Source organism: Escherichia sp. AM3 (genome assembly GCF_032029835.1).
GTDB classification, from domain to species: domain Bacteria; phylum Pseudomonadota; class Gammaproteobacteria; order Enterobacterales; family Enterobacteriaceae; genus Escherichia; species Escherichia coli.
In genome coordinates, this window is the sequence record NZ_JAVUPQ010000052.1 from 1 (window position 1) to 14,253 (window position 14,253).

Consider the following 14,253-nt stretch of genomic DNA (forward strand, 5'->3'; position numbering starts at 1 on the left):
CGGTGGAGCTGCATGACAAAGTCATCGGGCATTATCTGAACATAAAACACTATCAATAAGTTGGAGTCATTACCCGCGTGGTGGATGAACGTGACTCTACCGAAACACCGGCAACTTATGCCAGCCCTCACCAGTTGCTGTAAGACAATGCAGTGATACAGGGTATAGTGCCATTAACCACAGAAACAGCACTGTTGTCCTGTATTAAGCAGGCAAGAGAAGATGTCCTTACCCTGCGCCATCTGCAGCTTCTGCACCAGAACCAGTGAATCTCACTCAACAGGCTTCATTTCCCCTGACGCCAGCCTGAATACAGCTGGCGTTTTCATTTATAAACAGAAAGGAAAACCGATAATAGTGGAATGGACGCCCCTACCATGAAGCAACGGTAGGATATTACTGATAAACCTTCCAGTGGAGGTGCGTTATGGCCGTTTTAACGATTAGCATTGACCTGACAAAAAATGAATTCCAAATCCACGGTCTGGGTAGGAACAGAAAAATCTAAGCTCAGAAAACGGATTAAACGTTCCCTGATGCCCGTATTCTTCGCGAATATGTCTTCCTGTCGGATTGGGATGGAGGTCTGCGCCGGAGCGCGTCATTAGTGAGAATGCTGTCTACTTAGGGGCATAATGTCAGACTAATGCCCGCGATTTGTAAAGCCATATGTGAAAACAAACAAGAATGATATGGCTGCTGCCGAGGCCATCTGTGAAGCCGTTACCCGACCTAATATGCGGTTTGTCAGCATCAAGACGCCTGAGCAGTAGTCATTACTGTCTTTTCATCGTGCCCAGACGGGGTTTGTTAAATCAAGGACTGCGCAGATAAACCAGATCAGAGGATTACTGGCTGAATTTGGCATCGTTCTCCCGCCCGACACTGTAGCGATCAGTCGTCATGTCCCTGCCCTGCTTGAAGACGCGGAAAACTGTTTAACAATGCCGTTCAGACAGCTGTCGTCCTATCTCTAATGAAAATGTGAAACAACTGAGCGTACACATTGAAACCATAGAAGCCGTGAGCAACGAACACGTCGGGAACGACGAACTGTGCAGGAAAATTGCCACCATTTCGGGGATTGCTATTCTTACCACCACTGCAATTGTCAGCACCGGGTAGTATCGGCTTCAAAAACCGGCGTCAGCTTGCTGCATGGCTTGGACTGGTTCCCCGACAGTGCTTCAGCGTAGGTAAAAACACGCTGGGGTCTATCAGTAAACGGGACGATGTCTATATCAGAACGCTACTGTTCCATGGTGCGAAGACAGTGTCAAACGCCAGAAAGGGCAGACAGGTCCAGGAAAGCTGGCTGGGCAGACCAGTCTCGCGGCGGAATAAAAATGTTGCCACCGTAGCGCTGAACAACAAAAATGCCAGAGTGCTCTGGGTATTGCTAACCAACGATAAAGAGATTTCACCAGAAGAAGTGATGGTAGCTGCATATATGTAAATGAAACTACTTCTGTCTGTTGAAAAATAAAACCAACCTACTGATTGCTAAGGATAAACGAGTATTAAAGGCCAGACTGATAAGACCGCGACTAAGTGAACCTGTATCTGACATGGCATAGCTTCGCTAATGTGTCATCATGATTAGGACTAAATCTGTGAATTCCTTTAGGAAGCACGGACACAGGCCAATCTGAGTCCATATGTATGATTGGAATCTTACACAGATGACTTTTTGACACGGGGACTTGGCAAACAGGAGCGACCATGTATGTCAGATATTACAATCTCACTTCCGAAAGAAGTCAACGGGCACGTTATCTGTTCAACCAGAATCCGACACATTCTGGCTATACGAAAGAGCATACTTATGCAAATCTATATGCTTTTCGGGCAACAAGCAGGAATCTCAGCGCTGAGGCAGGAATTAGAGGTAAAAACGCCCTACCGGGCCATGAATCACCCGGTCACTGGAGTAGTAACCAAAGCAGATTTAGCCAGCATGGAACACATATCTTTGGTGAAATGTTGGTTACGGGAAGCTGGAGCGCACAACGTGTTAGTAACCAGTGCGGTTAATAACAATGGAGTTACAGAACTTTTTGCCTTGCAGCATACAGAAGAAGGCTGTTGCTAATTTCGATAGGTTCTCAGATGAGAATGATGACGGTGATACACAGATAAGAATCAATGAGCAATGAGGGTTGCCGGGCAACCCTCATTGAATAAAACAGGAATTACTTCGCTTCGCCGTTTTTCATTTCGCCCATAGCTTTCAGCTTTTTGGAGATATCGCGGCGTTCTTTGGAGAGCTCGGCATTTTTGATGATGTAATCGTCAACGCGATCTTCATAGTCACCTTTCATGCTGGCGATGATGCCCTGGATTGCTTCAACGCTCATCCCTGGCTTGATGTAATCGCTCAGGTTATCCAGCAACAGGACGCGCTTCTGGTTGTCACGGATCTTTTTCTCAACGTCCTGAATTTCACGTTGCAGTTTGTTCTTACGACGGAACAGACGAACAAATTCCAGTACGTCCTGGAATGAAGGCTTGGTAGTTTCCATTTTTATACCCCTGATAATGTGAGAGTCGGATTCGTTTAAGCAACCGCTATTCGTTAGGGCCAACATTACTCATAGCTGCCGCAGATGACAATGCTTTTATCCCTTTTCACTATCATACCCTTTATCCTTGCTGAATCGAAGCAGCAGCAAGATGATTCTGAAGTTCAGGAATTATTTGCGCAAGGCCCGGCAAATCAGATTCGATAGCAACTCAAGCTGATGTGCCGTTTCCATGTTCAGCCACACATAACCATAGATTGGTGTTTCCACGACTTTCAGGTCATGGTGGTTATCGAGCAACTGACGCAACTCTTCCACAGCATCGTTCAATTTTTCCGTATTGACAAAAACCGGCTGCGGATTACCTTCGTACAGCGCATGAACAAGGCTCAGCAGTATTTGCTGCATCATGTGCTGGGTATCACGAAGTTTTTGCGCATTCAATAACACGAAATGGCTGGGGCGCGTGGCCCAGTATGCATTGATTTGCAACTCCAGCATACAAACCAGATTGCGATTAATGGTCTGGATACCTTCATATATCGATTTGGGAATACGGGTTTCTTTGCTGGCGGGCGCAATCAGCCCACGCATTTTCACGGCATCGGTCAGCAGTTTTTGTAGATGGCTTTCCAGACGTGGGCGTTCGAGTAAGTTCGGTGAGAATGCAGATTGATAGACCCGATTATACTCGGTCAGACTTTTCGCCAGTTGAATGCGCCAGTGGATGAACGCCCGTTGTGGCCAGATACCGGTAAACAACATTGCCAGTAAAGAGCCGAGGATCACATCGCCGCTTCGCCATAACGCCGTATCAATTTCACCTGTCGGGGAACCCACAACAATTGCCAGCGTCACCCCAATCAATAATCCTTGATACGGTTTCTTGCCCAGCGCCAGCCAACCGCAAAGAAACATCGCCGCCGCGCACCAGACTAACATCAGCGGTAACGAAATTAACTCCAGTTGCAGAGCGATAAGACCTAAAATCGACCCCAACACCGTACCGCCAATACGTTCGAAGGCGCGAGGGACAACGTTCCCCCAGAACGAGATTGGCCCCATAATCACCACCATGGTGACCAGCGGCCAGGTGCTTTCCGGGATAGTAAACAGGCGGATAATGAGAAAAGTGAGCAGGAATGCCAGCGCGACCCGAGTACCATGCACAATGCGGTAATGGCGGTATACCCGGATTTCAAACGGGCTTAATGACTTATCGGCACGCACGCAGAAACTCCGTAATGAAGATTAAAAGCGCTCATAACACATCTGTCGGCCAGAAGGCGCGCCTCTGAGTTATCCGACGGACATACCGGGAACAGTGTAATTTCCCGGCAGGAGCGAAAAATTTGAAAGGCGCATCTTACTCTTTTCGCTTTCAAAAAAAGAGTGGTCTTCGCGTTAACACACCGCCCTGAGATGAATTAGTGATGTTTTGGCTGCACCGCAACATACATTTCGATATCCCAGTCCCCATCTTCCGCGCCATTGTTCAAGTAAACCTCGAAGCAGGGCTTTGGTAACATTTCATAAGCACTGTCCTGCAAGAGGCTATTAAAGAACTGATACCAGGGTTTAGCAAAATCATCACCGACTACACGAGCCACCGCCACCGCATACTGACCACCTGAAATTTCTGTCAGAATGACGCCCTCACTGTTTTCGGGGAGCGTAAAGTTATTCGGTACCGTCACGACGGTGTCGCAGCGTAATTTTTCGGCGGGTGTTTCATCTGGATTGTCGTAATAGACAGCAACCCACTCCTTCGGCACAATATTTTTGCTATCTACCCACATCATCAACTGCTCAAAACCTTTTTGTACCGTCTGCTCCCACGGGCCAACGAGATGGAAACCTGCAACGGTACGTTTATCTTCCTGCTTAATCTCGTAGTTCATGACGCCTCCATTAACACTGTTTTTATATACAGTGTAATTACAATATTAAAACCACAAGGAATGAGTGTTGATTATGCGAGCAGACTCGCACTCCTGCCAGTCTGCTGCAAAAGAAAGGTCAGGCCTTATGGTGGAAATAATCACTCAGGCGGGAAAACATGCTGCCTTCCCCGACAGATTCCAGGGTAACCAGCGGCCAGTGCGCCACTTGTTTATCACGGTCGTAAAGTTCAATTTCCCCTACCCGCTGATGGGCGCTAATTGGCGCGGTGAGTTCTTTACCATCAAGGGTATATTTAGCTTTGATATGTGGAATTTCGGCTTTCGGTAGCACCATCCAGAACTCTTGTTCCGTTCCCAGGGCGATATTTTCTTTATCGCCATACCAGATGCGTTCCGTACCAACCTTTTTCCCACGGTGCAAAATTTGCACCGTAGTAAAGTTTTGTTGACCCCAACGCAGTAATTTTCTTGCCTCTTCCTCACGACCTTTTGCGCTGTCAGCACCCATTATCACTGCAATGAGACGACGCTGCCCATCTACAGCCGAAGCAATGAGGTTAAAACCGGCACTAGAAGTATGGCCCGTTTTCAGGCCGTCAACATTCATGGTTTTATCCCACAATAACCCGTTACGGTTTTGCTGGGTGATACCGTTCCAGGTGAGGCTTTTCTCACTGTACATATGATAAAACTCGGGCTCGCCGTGGATGATAGCGCGAGAAAGCACGGCTAAATCATAAGCCGAGCTATGCTGGCCAGGTGCATCCAGACCATGCACTGTTTCAAAATGCGTATCCTTGAGATGCAGCTTCTCGGCATAGTTGTTCATCATTTCAACAAACTGCCGTTGCCCACCGGCAATATAGTCAGCCAGAGCAACACAAGCGTCATTTCCGGAATCCACAATTAAACCACGGCTTAAATCACGTACCGATACGCGATCGCCCTCTTTCAAAAACATCAGTGAAGAACCGACAAACACCGGATTATCTTTCGCCCACGCATCACGCCCCACGGTGACAATATCGTCTGGCGTAATGCGATGACTATCGATAGCGCGATCCACGACATAACCCGTCATCAGCTTTGTCAGGCTGGCGGGATTGCGCTGTTGATGCTCATTACCCGCGGTGAGAATCTGACCGGTGGTGTAATCCATCAGTACCCAGGACCCGGCTTGAATCTGTGGAGGCTGAGGTGAAAAAGGAATGTTTTCCGCCGCAAAACCAGACGATAAGTTAAAAACGAACAAAGAAGCGGCAATAATAAGACGGCGTTTCAACAGCAAACCCTCAGGAGTTTCAAATAGCTGTTCTTTTTACGGAAATACTTATGAACTGGCTGGAATAAAGTGCAAGAAAATGTGACTACCCTCCCATTTTTATCTGACATGATCTGTTGCCACTCGCTGTCAAATTATCGCGCTAAAGCTGATTAGCACGGTGATATTTGATACTCTGGCAGACAGCAGAAATAACGGATTTAACCTAATGATGAATGACGGTAAGCAACAATCTACCTTTTTGTTTCACGATTACGAAACCTTTGGCACGCATCCCGCGTTAGATCGCCCTGCACAGTTCGCAGCCATTCGCACCGATAGCGAATTCAATGTCATCGGCGAACCCGAAGTCTTTTACTGCAAGCCCGCGGATGACTATTTACCCCAGCCTGGAGCAGTATTAATTACCGGTATTACCCCGCAGGAAGCTCGGGCGAAAGGAGAAAACGAAGCCGCATTTGCCGCCCGTATTCACTCGCTTTTTACCGTACCGAAGACCTGTATTCTGGGCTACAACAATGTGCGTTTCGACGATGAAGTCACACGCAACGTTTTTTATCGTAATTTCTACGATCCTTACGCCTGGAGCTGGCAGCATGATAACTCGCGCTGGGATTTACTGGATGTTATGCGTGCCTGTTATGCCCTGCGCCCGGAAGGAATAAACTGGCCTGAAAATGATGACGGTCTACCGAGCTTTCGCCTTGAGCATTTAACCAAAGCGAATGGTATTGAACATAGCAACGCCCACGATGCGATGGCTGATGTGTACGCCACTATTGCGATGGCAAAGCTGGTAAAAACGCGTCAGCCACGCCTGTTTGATTATCTCTTTACCCATCGCAATAAACACAAACTGATGGCGTTGATTGATGTTCCGCAGATGAAACCCCTGGTTCACGTTTCCGGAATGTTTGGGGCATGGCGCGGCAATACCAGCTGGGTAGCACCGCTGGCGTGGCATCCTGAAAATCGCAATGCCGTAATTATGGTGGATTTGGCAGGAGACATTTCGCCATTGCTGGAACTGGATAGCGACACATTGCGCGAGCGTCTATATACCGCAAAAGCCGATCTTGGCGATAACGCCGCCGTTCCGGTTAAACTGGTGCATATCAATAAATGTCCGGTGCTGGCCCAGGCGAATACGCTACGCCCGGAAGATGCCGACCGACTGGGAATTAATCGTCAGCATTGCCTCGATAACCTGAAAATTCTGCGTGAAAATCCGCAAGTGCGTGAAAAAGTGGTGGCGATATTCGCGGAAGCCGAACCGTTTACGCCTTCAGATAACGTGGATGCACAGCTTTATAATGGCTTTTTCAGTGACGCCGATCGTGCAGCAATGAAAATTGTGCTTGAAACCGAGCCGCGTAATTTACCGGCACTGGATATCACTTTTGTTGATAAACGGATTGAAAAGCTGTTGTTCAATTATCGGGCACGCAACTTCCCGGGGACGCTGGATTATGCCGAGCAGCAACGCTGGCTGGAGCACCGCCGCCAGGTCTTCACGCCAGAGTTTTTACAAGGCTATGCAGAAGAGATTCAGATGCTGGCGCAGCAGTATGCCGACGATAAAGAAAAAGTGGCGCTGTTAAAAGCGCTTTGGCAGTACGCGGAAGAGATTGTCTAATGTGAAGCCTCCGCCGCTGGTACGGCGGAGGACAATGTTGAGTCAGGCTTTTTGAACGGTGATGCTCCACGCTGCATCGCCAATCTGCTGATAATCGGTGATGGCATGTCCTTCTTCTGCCGCCCACTGTGGGATTGCTTCAGTTGCCTGGGTGCAATCAAACTCAATTACCAACTCATCGCCGCTGGCCATTTCTGCCAGTGCTGCTTTTGCTTCTATGAGTGGAAACGGACAGACCTGCGTCACCACATCCAGCTTTTTAATCGCCATCTTTACACCTTACTTAATTTGCCGCAGCAGTTGCCAGTCGCGCCTTACGCTGCGGTCGAACATACACAAGCCAGGACGCAGTCCAGACTCCGAGAATCATAAATACAAGGCCAATCCAGCCCTGCCAGGTCATCATTGCAGTCATAACCAGTCCATTACCGATAGAGCAACCACCTGCAATACTGGCACCGAAGCCCATCAGTACACCACCTAACCCGCTACGTAATGTTGTTTGTGCATCAGCTGCGCGAACGCGGAACTCACGGCTCGCTTTGGCTGCAATAAATGACCCCACGAAGATCCCTAACACCAGGAAAACGCCCCAGTTAATGTATTTCACGTCACCCGCGACCAGAAATTGCAGAATATTGGCCGTTGGGGAAGTGATTCCTAACCCAAACATGCGTCCGGTTGCTTCACTCAGGGGCCAGGCTAAAAGCGCAATCAAACCGATGAGTACAGCAGTGACAAAGGGATGCCAGCGTTTTTCAAACAGAATATGAGCGATCCCGGTTCGGCGCGGCGGTAAGGTCGCGACTTTGAGTTTTGGCTTCTTCAACTCTTTCATCACCACCCAGAGCGTTATCACCAGCAAAACGGTAACCAACGGCCACACAGACAAATTAAAAGTCTCAGCAATAGAGTTATGTTCAGTACTGTAGTGCTGCAAGGTTTGATTTAAACCACTGGCGTGTGGAGAACGCATCACCGCACTCATCACCATATAAGTGAAAAGCGCGATCCAACTGCCGATCAATCCCTCACCCGCGCGATACCAGGTCCCGGTGGCACATCCACCCGCCAGAACAATTCCCAGCCCGAAAAGATACCCACCTATAACAGTACCAAGCCACGGGAACGCCCCGGCTTCGTAAGTCAGTAGGCCCGCCTGAATTAACGCAAAAACCCCCACGCTTTGTACCGAAATTGCAATCAGCAAGGCGTAAAACATGCGATTATTTTTCGCGATATACATATCGCGAAAACCACCTGTCAGGCAAAAACGCCCACGCTGCATGACAAATCCCAGCAGAGCACCACAAATTAGCCCGCTTAATATCATTGAAAACATAAATTAATTAACCAGATGAATGTTAATGGGGAAATTATTCATGACTGGTGGAATGCAGACCAATAACCAAATTCTCTAAATTAGAACAAATGGTTATTAATGAGGATTTCGATAAAAAAGAATAAAAAAACCGGAGCCAAATGTTCATTCGACTCCGGTTTATTATTAGAAAAGATGATTATGCTACGTCTTCGTACTGCGGAACCGGATTACGGAAACTCTTGGTTACGCAAGCCAGGTAAATCAGACCGATAGCAGCCCAGATCAGACCCAGAACCATTGAGCTTTCTTCCAGGTTAACCCACAGCGCACCAACGGTCAGCGCACCACACATCGGCAGGAACAGATACTGGAAGTGATCTTTCAGCGTCTTATTACGCTTCTCACGGATCCAGAACTGCGAGATGACCGACAGGTTAACGAAGGTGAACGCCACCAACGCACCAAAGTTAATCAGCGCCGTAGCCATTACCAGGTCGAAGTTGATTGCCAGCAAGGCAATCGCGCCAACCAGGATGATGTTCATCGCCGGAGTACGCCATTTCGGGTGTACATAACCGAAGAAGCTTTTCGGGAACACGCCGTCACGACCCATTACGTACATCAGACGCGCCACGCCTGCGTGCGCCGCCATACCGGACGCCAGTACGGTAATGGTGGAGAAGATCAGCGCGCCAACCTGGAACGCTTTACCCGCAACGTACAGCATGATTTCAGGCTGTGACGCATCCGGATCTTTAAAGCGAGAGATATCCGGGAAGTACAGCTGCAGGAAGTAAGTTGCAAAGATGAAGATCATGCCGCCGATCAGCGCGGTCAGGAAAATCGCACGCGGGATCACGCGCTCTGCATCTTTGGTTTCTTCCGACAGGTTGCTGATGCCGTCAAAACCGGTAAAGGAGAAGCACAGGATTGTCGCCCCGGTAATCATCGGGATAACATGCGCATCACCAGACCAGAACGGACGAGTGCTCGCCAGCGTACCAGCGCCTTCACCTTCAAATACACCATAAACAACCATGCCCAGAATCACCGCGATCAGCACTACCTGCAACACGACGATTACAGTGTTGAAGTTCGCTACGGATTTCAGACTACGCAGGTTAAAGGCGGTCATAAAGGCCACCAGCGCCACCACAAACATCCACGATGGAATGGAAGGCACCAGAGCTTCAAAATAGATTTTCGCCAACAGAATGTTGATCATCGGCGCGAACAGATAGTCGAGCAGAGAAGACCAACCCACCATAAAGCCGACAGTCGGGCTAATGGATTTCTGGGCGTAAGTGTATGCAGAGCCAGCAGAAGGATAGCGGCGAACCAGCTTCCCGTAGCTCAGAGCCGTAAACAGGATCGCAATCAATGCGAACGCATAGGCTGTCGGCACATGACCATCCGTGAGGCCTGAAACGATACCAAATGTATCAAACAGCGTCATCGGCTGCATATAGGCTAGACCCATCATTACAACCGGAACTAACGTAAGCGTTTTACGCAATTCCACGCGAGAGGTGTTTGGAGTAACGTTATGCGACATGGTCATTCTCCTTTACGGTGATAACCGTCGCGTAAGCAAAAAATTGCCCCATTTTTTTGGATTCCTCAGCGACAACAACTGTCGATTTTTAGTAAATATCTATCCGGTACGAAGCCCGGCCTCTTGGTATGAATGATTGGTTTGAAGCAAAAAATAACCGACGCTAATTAAACGTCGGTTTTTAGTCATTTTTTGACAGCGGCGCATTGTGCCTAAATGGGGGAGAAATGACAAGAGAATGAGAGGCTTGTCATAATAATTTTTCTTTAAATGGCTGATTTTCCGTCATCAGATTTTGCATAAACACCGGCGATCGCACTATTTGCTAAAATTTCATCTCGCCACCAGCCGCTGGCAAGCCCTGCGGTCTGTTCATTCCAGCCAATCCAGACGGGTTCAAAGAGAGTTTGGGCGACCACTTTCTTCTCGATTAACGCGCCACTATCGAGAAAACGTTGCGCCAGATACCGTGGTAAATAGCCGCAGCCAAGGCCGCTAATTTGCAGCTCCAGTTTGGTTTTAAAATCGAAAACGGTAATGGCTTCTTGTTCGTCGAGAAGTTGTGAGGCCGTAGAAGCGCCTGCCTGCGCAGTGTCCCCCACCACAATCGCCCGATATCGTTTAATGATACGACGGTTTAACGGTTCTTCTTCCTGGGCTAACGGATGATGAGGCGCGACCGCAAAGACTTGTTCAAGATCGCCCAACCGCGAGAAACCAAACTCACTGGAAGATGGTGGCTCATGCATCGCGCCAACGATAATATCCGCTCGCCCCTGAGTCAGGGCATCCCAGGAACCACCGAGTACACCATTGATAAACTTCAGGCGCGTCACGCTATGATGTTGATAAAAAGCTTCAATCAGTGGCGCAAGCAGAGAAAAAGGAAACGTGTCGTCCACGCCAATCACCAGCTCGTTTTCCCAGCCTTCATGCAGTTTGATCGCCTGCTTTTCCAGTTCTCGCACGGTATGCAGAACTTCCCGCCCCTTCTCTAATAACATTTTTCCGGTACGGGTGAATTTAGCGCGGTGACCGCTACGATCAAGCAATTGAATATTAAGGTCGCTTTCCAGCTTGTGAACGGTGTAACTCAGAGCGGACGGCGTCTTGTAGAGTTTGGCCGACGCCGCCGCAAAACTGCCTTCTTTTTCTAAGGCATCGAGGATCATCAACACATCCAGCAGTGGTTTCATACACGCCCCCTTGCAGTGCATGCGGCGTCCTGCTGGCGTGATCGTTTACTCCAGCGGCATTACCAGCGGATCGGGATACTGGTATTCAAATCCCAGTTCATTACAAATCCGACTGCCATCAATAATCTTACCTTTGCCGCTGTCCAGACTATTTCTGAACTGCGGAGGTTCCAGCCCCAGTAAACGGGCCATCTGCGGATAGAAAACATTACGCGCAGGGTGAGCTGGCGCACATATATTATAGATGTGTCCGCCTTTAGGTGCCTGTAACAACAGAGTGATAGCGCCAATAACATCTTCTAAATGGACTAAATTAACACCATGTTCACCATCAGGCGCGGTTTTTCCGGCAAAGAAGCGTCCGGGATGACGTCCCGGTCCGACCAGTCCCGCAAGACGCAGGATATCGACCGAAGTACCAGGTAAATTGTGCAGCCAGTCTTCGAGTTCTTCTAATACTCGTCCACTGTTGGTTACCGGATTACGCGGGGTGGTTTCTTTCACCGTGCCTTGCGCGTCGCCATAGACAGATGTTGAGCTGGTAAAAATAATGCGGGGAATACGATGGGCCAGCGCGCTATCCACTAACTCTTGTACCGCTTGTAAATAGAACTCATCGCCGGGGCCGCTACGACGTGCCGGAAGCGTAATGACCAGCGCATCGGCATCCATCAGGGCATCCAGATCGTCAGAATCGCAAACTAACTCAGGCTCCATGCGAAGCAGATAGCTATCAATGCCACTCATTCGGGCTGCTTCGACACCATCTTGTGTGGTTTTACTCCCGGTGACTTGCCAGCCTCGCGCTGAAAGTGACATCGCCAGCGGCATGCCTAACCACCCTAACCCGACAATTGCGACCTTTTTCATCCGTTATCTCCTGATACACCTTAGATCTATAAGGCTACGCTAGCGTATCAAAACTGACAATTCATTCTATGAATGAATCTGTTCAATAATGATAACGACATGCTGCAATGAGCAGTGAATCGTAGGTAACCGCGTATACCAGACGGTGCTCCTCTGTAATGCGTCGGGACCAGAAACCTGACAAATTATGTTTCAGGGGTTCTGGCTTCCCCTTACCTTCAAATGGCGTTCTGCGGGTATCTTTGATAAGTTCATTGATCTTTTTAACAATTCGCTTATCTGTTTCCTGCCAGTACAGATAATCATCCCATGATTCCTCAGACCAGATTAGTTTCACTCAATAATGTCCTTTTCCGTTCCTTTGCCTGATTTCAGGCTATCGATTGAGTCCATCAATCTCCGGGCGTTAGCGGGGGAACGCAGTAGATAAGCCGTCTCTTCCAGCGAGTTGTATTCTTCGAGTGACATCAGAACACAAGCCTCTCCATTCTGACGAGTAATGAGGATCGGGGCATGATCTTCAACGGCTTTCATCATTGTTGCCGACAAATTCTGACGCGCTTCGCTGTAACTAATTGTACGCATGTCAATCTCCTCTTTTGTACAGTTCATTGTACAATGATAGACGTTAATTAACTATTTATTAATTAGTTTGTAGATCAAGACATTGTCAGTGAGACGAAAAATCCAGGCTTCGCTATTTTTGGTACCGTCAGCTTAGAGGTCAGTCCTCTTAGCCCCCTCCTTTCCCCGCTCATTCATTAAACAAATCCATCGCCATAAAATATATAAAAAAGCCCTTGCTTTCTAACGTGAAAGTGGTTTAGGTTAAAAGACATCAGTTGAATAAACATTCACAGAGACTTTTATGACACGCGTTCAATTTAAACACCACCATCATCACCATCATCCTGACTAGTCTTTCAGGCGATGTGTGCTGGAAGACATTCAGATCTTCCAGTGGTGCATGAACGCATGAGAAAGCCCCCGGAAGATCACCTTCCGGGGGCTTTTTTATTGCGCGGTTGATAACGGTTCAGACAGATTTAAAGAGGAATAACAAAATGACAGACAACACTCGTTTACGCATAGCTATGCAGAAATCCGGCCGTTTAAGTGATGACTCACGTGAATTGCTGGCGCGCTGTGGCATTAAAATCAATCTTCACACCCAGCGCCTGATCGCGATGGCAGAAAACATGCCGATTGATATTCTGCGCGTGCGTGACGACGACATTCCCGGTCTGGTGATGGACGGCGTGGTAGACCTTGGGATTATCGGCGAAAACGTGCTGGAAGAAGAACTGCTTAACCGCCGCGCCCAGGGTGAGGATCCACGCTACTTTACCCTGCGTCGTCTGGATTTCGGCGGCTGTCGCCTTTCGCTGGCAACGCCGGTTGATGAAGCCTGGGACGGTCCGCTCTCCTTAAACGGTAAACGTATCGCCACCTCTTATCCTCACCTGCTCAAGCGTTATCTCGACCAGAAAGGTATCTCTTTTAAATCCTGCTTACTGAACGGTTCTGTTGAAGTTGCGCCGCGTGCCGGACTGGCGGATGCGATTTGCGATTTGGTTTCCACCGGTGCCACGCTGGAAGCTAACGGCCTGCGCGAAGTCGAAGTTATCTACCGCTCGAAAGCCTGCCTTATCCAGCGCGATGGTGAAATGGAAGAATCCAAACAGCAGCTGATCGACAAACTGCTTACCCGTATTCAGGGTGTGATCCAGGCGCGCGAATCAAAATACATCATGATGCACGCACCGACCGAACGCCTGGATGAAGTCATCGCCCTGCTGCCAGGTGCCGAACGCCCAACTATTCTACCGCTGGCGGGTGATCAACAACGCGTAGCGATGCACATGGTCAGTAGCGAAACCCTGTTCTGGGAAACGATGGAAAAACTGAAAGCGCTGGGTGCCAGTTCAATCCTGGTCCTGCCGATTGAGAAGATGATGGAGTGA

17 protein-coding genes, 3 pseudogenes and 1 other annotated feature are annotated in these 14,253 nt (G+C 48.7%); of the genes and pseudogenes, 8 read left to right on the plus strand and 12 right to left on the minus strand.

Features of this window, described 5'->3' with window-relative positions; genetic code table 11:
• The first annotated feature begins 2 nt into the window (after positions 1-2).
• The 5 genes and pseudogenes from RTW80_RS31425 to RTW80_RS16885 all read left to right on the plus strand — a co-directional run bounded on the left by RTW80_RS31425 (position 3) and on the right by RTW80_RS16885 (position 2,092).
• The gene (locus RTW80_RS31425) at positions 3-59 is read left to right on the plus strand and encodes an IS1 family transposase (protein ID WP_003032489.1); all 57 of its coding nucleotides are present in this window, start codon (positions 3-5) and stop codon (positions 57-59) included.
• A 3-nt stretch (positions 60-62) separates the two neighbouring features.
• A pseudogene (locus RTW80_RS16870) lies at positions 63-143 on the plus strand (hypothetical protein); the annotation flags it as partial.
• 33 nt (positions 144-176) lie between these two features.
• A pseudogene (locus tag RTW80_RS16875) lies at positions 177-269 on the plus strand (hypothetical protein); the annotation flags it as partial.
• A gap of 158 nt (positions 270-427) precedes the next feature.
• Positions 428-1,456: pseudogene (locus RTW80_RS31430) on the plus strand (IS110 family transposase).
• A 270-nt stretch (positions 1,457-1,726) separates the two neighbouring features.
• Positions 1,727-2,092, plus strand: coding sequence for a EutP/PduV family microcompartment system protein (locus tag RTW80_RS16885; protein ID WP_225092444.1), 366 nt, complete (start codon positions 1,727-1,729; stop codon positions 2,090-2,092).
• Between the two features lie 100 nt (positions 2,093-2,192).
• Here RTW80_RS16885 and RTW80_RS16890 read toward each other — a convergent pair whose 3' ends face one another.
• The 4 genes from RTW80_RS16890 to dacD all read right to left on the minus strand — a co-directional run bounded on the left by RTW80_RS16890 (position 2,193) and on the right by dacD (position 5,708).
• Positions 2,193-2,522, minus strand: coding sequence for a DUF496 family protein (locus RTW80_RS16890; RefSeq protein ID WP_000450409.1), 330 nt, complete (start codon positions 2,520-2,522; stop codon positions 2,193-2,195).
• Between the two features lie 171 nt (positions 2,523-2,693).
• On the minus strand, positions 2,694-3,752 hold the full coding sequence (locus RTW80_RS16895; RefSeq protein WP_001200895.1) for an FUSC family protein: 1,059 nt from the start codon (positions 3,750-3,752) through the stop codon (positions 2,694-2,696).
• Between the two features lie 197 nt (positions 3,753-3,949).
• Entirely contained in the window at positions 3,950-4,423 is a 474-nt protein-coding gene (sbmC, locus tag RTW80_RS16900) for a DNA gyrase inhibitor SbmC (RefSeq protein ID WP_001105407.1), read from the minus strand.
• A gap of 118 nt (positions 4,424-4,541) precedes the next feature.
• Positions 4,542-5,708, minus strand: a complete 1,167-nt coding sequence (gene dacD, locus RTW80_RS16905; protein ID WP_001565638.1) for a serine-type D-Ala-D-Ala carboxypeptidase DacD — start codon at positions 5,706-5,708, stop codon at positions 4,542-4,544.
• A gap of 208 nt (positions 5,709-5,916) precedes the next feature.
• Between dacD and sbcB the strand changes: the two genes are divergently transcribed.
• On the plus strand, positions 5,917-7,344 hold the full coding sequence (sbcB, locus tag RTW80_RS16910) for an exodeoxyribonuclease I (protein ID WP_000980603.1): 1,428 nt from the start codon (positions 5,917-5,919) through the stop codon (positions 7,342-7,344).
• A 42-nt stretch (positions 7,345-7,386) separates the two neighbouring features.
• Here the strand turns inward: sbcB and tsuB are convergent, their stop codons facing one another.
• From tsuB to yefM, 8 genes are all read right to left on the minus strand, one after another.
• Complete coding sequence (gene tsuB, locus RTW80_RS16915; protein WP_000985273.1) at positions 7,387-7,614, minus strand: thiosulfate utilization sulfurtransferase TsuB/YeeD; 228 nt, start codon at positions 7,612-7,614, stop codon at positions 7,387-7,389.
• Positions 7,615-7,627: 13 nt separating this feature from the next.
• A complete protein-coding gene (tsuA, locus tag RTW80_RS16920) occupies positions 7,628-8,686 on the minus strand; it encodes a thiosulfate utilization transporter TsuA/YeeE (RefSeq protein ID WP_000492321.1) in 1,059 nt (352 codons plus the stop codon).
• A gap of 178 nt (positions 8,687-8,864) precedes the next feature.
• A complete protein-coding gene (gene plaP / locus RTW80_RS16925; protein ID WP_000019197.1) occupies positions 8,865-10,223 on the minus strand; it encodes a putrescine/proton symporter PlaP in 1,359 nt (452 codons plus the stop codon).
• Complete coding sequence (yoeI, locus tag RTW80_RS16930; RefSeq protein ID WP_010723108.1) at positions 10,213-10,275, minus strand: membrane protein YoeI; 63 nt, start codon at positions 10,273-10,275, stop codon at positions 10,213-10,215. The genes plaP and yoeI overlap by 11 nt, the downstream gene beginning before the upstream one ends.
• Before the next feature lie 214 nt (positions 10,276-10,489).
• Positions 10,490-11,419 (minus strand): LysR substrate-binding domain-containing protein, encoded by a 930-nt coding sequence (locus RTW80_RS16935; protein WP_000803366.1) that lies wholly within the window; start codon positions 11,417-11,419, stop codon positions 10,490-10,492.
• Between the two features lie 45 nt (positions 11,420-11,464).
• Positions 11,465-12,289: an SDR family oxidoreductase gene (locus RTW80_RS16940; RefSeq protein ID WP_000754737.1), complete on the minus strand. Its 825-nt coding sequence runs from the start codon at positions 12,287-12,289 to the stop codon at positions 11,465-11,467.
• A gap of 82 nt (positions 12,290-12,371) precedes the next feature.
• Positions 12,372-12,626 (minus strand): type II toxin-antitoxin system mRNA interferase toxin YoeB, encoded by a 255-nt coding sequence (yoeB, locus tag RTW80_RS16945; RefSeq protein ID WP_000767831.1) that lies wholly within the window; start codon positions 12,624-12,626, stop codon positions 12,372-12,374.
• Positions 12,623-12,874: a YoeB-YefM toxin-antitoxin system antitoxin YefM gene (yefM, locus tag RTW80_RS16950; RefSeq protein ID WP_001259255.1), complete on the minus strand. Its 252-nt coding sequence runs from the start codon at positions 12,872-12,874 to the stop codon at positions 12,623-12,625. The genes yoeB and yefM overlap by 4 nt, the downstream gene beginning before the upstream one ends.
• 283 nt (positions 12,875-13,157) lie before the next feature.
• Here yefM and hisL point away from each other — a divergent pair, with 283 nt between their 5' ends.
• The gene (gene hisL / locus RTW80_RS16955) at positions 13,158-13,208 is read left to right on the plus strand and encodes a his operon leader peptide (RefSeq protein ID WP_001364200.1); all 51 of its coding nucleotides are present in this window, start codon (positions 13,158-13,160) and stop codon (positions 13,206-13,208) included.
• Positions 13,184-13,307 (plus strand) — a sequence feature (His leader region). It overlaps the preceding gene by 25 nt.
• 46 nt (positions 13,308-13,353) lie before the next feature.
• Positions 13,354-14,253: an ATP phosphoribosyltransferase gene (gene hisG / locus RTW80_RS16960; protein ID WP_000131782.1), complete on the plus strand. Its 900-nt coding sequence runs from the start codon at positions 13,354-13,356 to the stop codon at positions 14,251-14,253.

What these genes read in the sequence shown, in the direction of transcription:
- tsuB (WP_000985273.1), bottom strand. Translation starts at nt 7,614, where the DNA reads ATGGCGATTAAAAAGCTGGATGTGGTGACGCAGGTCTGTCCGTTTCCA.
- hisG (WP_000131782.1), top strand. Translation starts at nt 13,354, where the DNA reads ATGACAGACAACACTCGTTTACGCATAGCTATGCAGAAATCCGGCCGT.
- sbcB (WP_000980603.1), top strand. Translation starts at nt 5,917, where the DNA reads ATGATGAATGACGGTAAGCAACAATCTACCTTTTTGTTTCACGATTAC.
- RTW80_RS16890 (WP_000450409.1), bottom strand. Translation starts at nt 2,522, where the DNA reads ATGGAAACTACCAAGCCTTCATTCCAGGACGTACTGGAATTTGTTCGT.
- RTW80_RS16935 (WP_000803366.1), bottom strand. Translation starts at nt 11,419, where the DNA reads ATGAAACCACTGCTGGATGTGTTGATGATCCTCGATGCCTTAGAAAAA.
- plaP (WP_000019197.1), bottom strand. Translation starts at nt 10,223, where the DNA reads ATGTCGCATAACGTTACTCCAAACACCTCTCGCGTGGAATTGCGTAAA.
- RTW80_RS16885 (WP_225092444.1), top strand. Translation starts at nt 1,727, where the DNA reads ATGTCAGATATTACAATCTCACTTCCGAAAGAAGTCAACGGGCACGTT.
- RTW80_RS16940 (WP_000754737.1), bottom strand. Translation starts at nt 12,289, where the DNA reads ATGAAAAAGGTCGCAATTGTCGGGTTAGGGTGGTTAGGCATGCCGCTG.
- yefM (WP_001259255.1), bottom strand. Translation starts at nt 12,874, where the DNA reads ATGCGTACAATTAGTTACAGCGAAGCGCGTCAGAATTTGTCGGCAACA.
- sbmC (WP_001105407.1), bottom strand. Translation starts at nt 4,423, where the DNA reads ATGAACTACGAGATTAAGCAGGAAGATAAACGTACCGTTGCAGGTTTC.
- tsuA (WP_000492321.1), bottom strand. Translation starts at nt 8,686, where the DNA reads ATGTTTTCAATGATATTAAGCGGGCTAATTTGTGGTGCTCTGCTGGGA.